The organism is Brevundimonas sp. (assembly GCF_036402095.1).
In the GTDB taxonomy this organism is placed as follows: domain Bacteria; phylum Pseudomonadota; class Alphaproteobacteria; order Caulobacterales; family Caulobacteraceae; genus Brevundimonas.
This window is the reverse complement of sequence record NZ_DASWTO010000108.1, coordinates 1-1,902: the sequence shown is the minus strand read 5'-3', so window position 1 is coordinate 1,902 and position 1,902 is coordinate 1. Positions and strand designations below refer to the sequence as shown.

The following is a 1,902-nucleotide window of genomic DNA, read 5'->3' as shown; positions in this document are numbered from 1 at the left end:
CGGCTGTGGATGATCGACGCCTCGGCCTACATCTTCCGCGCCTACCACGCCCTGCCGCCCCTGACCCGCAAGTCGGACGGCCTGCCCGTCGGCGCGGTGCAGGGCTACTGCAACATGCTGTGGAAGCTGATCCGCGACATGAAGGGCGCCGACGGCCCGACCCATCTGGTGGCCATCTTCGACCATTCGGAGAAGACGTTCCGCAACGACCTCTACGACCAGTACAAGGCCAACCGCTCGGCCCCGCCCGAGGACCTGATCCCGCAGTTCCCGCTGGTCCGGCGCGCCACCGCGGCCTTCGGCGTGCATTGCGTCGAACTGCCCGGCTACGAGGCCGACGACCTGATCGCCACCTACGCCTGCAAGGCCCGCGACGCCGGCGGCGAGGCGGTCATCGTCTCCTCCGACAAGGACCTGATGCAGCTGATCGGCGGCGGCGTCGTCATGTGGGATCCGATGAAGGACCGCGTGCTGGCCGAGGACGCCGTCATGGAGAAGTTCGGGGTGGCGCCGGAGAAGATGATCGATCTCCAGGCCCTGATCGGCGACAGCGTCGACAACGTCCCGGGGGCCCCGGGCATCGGACCCAAGACCGCGGCCCAGCTACTCGATGAATACGGCGACCTCGACACCCTGCTGGAGCGGGCGGGGGAGATCAAGCAACCCAAGCGGCGCGAGACGCTGCAGAATTTCCGCGAGCAGATCCTGCTCAGCCGCGAGCTCGTCACCCTCAGCTGTGACGCCCCCGCCCCCGAGCCGATCGACGACTTCGCGGTCAGGGATCCCGACCCCGAGGTGCTGGCCGCCTTCCTCGACGAGATGGAGTTCCGCGGCCTGCGCGCGCGCGTCGGCGACGGCAAGGCCCCGGCCCGCGACGGCACCGCCTTCGTGGCCCGGCCGAAGCCGCTGTCGGCTCCGGTCATCAGCCCCCGCTACGCCCCGGCCGAGCCGACGGCGCCGGTCGAGGGCCAGGCCTTCGACCTCGAGGCCTACCGCTGCATCCAGACGCTGGAGGCGCTGGACGCCTTCATCGCCCGGGCGACCGAGGCCGGGGTGGTCGGCTTCGACACCGAGACGGACGCCCTCAGCGCCACCCACGCCGGTCTCTGCGGGGTCTCCCTCGCCATCGGCCCCAATGACGCCTGCTACGTCCCCCTGACCCACGAGCACCCGCCCGCGGCCAATTCCGGCGGTCTCGACTTCGGCGGCGAGACCGACACGCGCGAGCCCATCACCCAGATCGACAAGGCCGAGGCCCTCGCCCGGCTGAAGACGCTGCTGGAGAACCCCGCCGTCCTCAAGGTCGTCCAGAACGGCAAATACGACCTCGCCGTCATGGCCCAGCGCGGCATCCGCGTCGCCCCGATCGACGACACCATGCTGATCTCCTATGTGCTTGAGGGCGGGCTGCACGGCCACGGCATGGACGAGCTGGCCCGGCTGCATCTCGGCCACGACCCCATCCCGTTCAAACAGGTCGCGGGCGCCGGCAAGGCCCAGAAGTCGTTCAAACACGTCGAGCTGAAGCCGGCCACCTGCTACGCCGCCGAGGACGCCGACGTCACCCTGCGCCTCTGGCGCATCCTCAAGCCGCGTCTGGCGCAGGCCAAACTCACCACCGTCTACGAGACCCTCGAACGCCCCCTGCCCGCCGTGCTGGCCGACATGGAGCGGGCCGGCATCCGCGTCGACCCCGACCGTCTCAAGCGGCTGTCGTCCGAGTTCGGCATGCGCATGGCCGAGCTGGAGACCCGCGCCCATGCCCTCGCCGGCCGCCCGTTCAACGTCGGCTCGCCGCGCCAGATCGGCGACATCCTGTTCGGCGACATGCAGCTGCCCGGCGGCCGCAAGACCGCCTCCGGCCAGTGGGGCACCGAGGCCTCCGTGCTGGAAGAGCTGGCC

The 1,902-nt window shown here is 70.4% G+C and carries 1 protein-coding gene; it reads left to right on the top strand.

What is annotated here, in order from left to right:
- On the top strand, positions 1–1,902 hold a 1,902-nt coding region (locus tag VGD32_RS08015), incomplete at both ends, for a DNA polymerase (protein ID WP_331031371.1).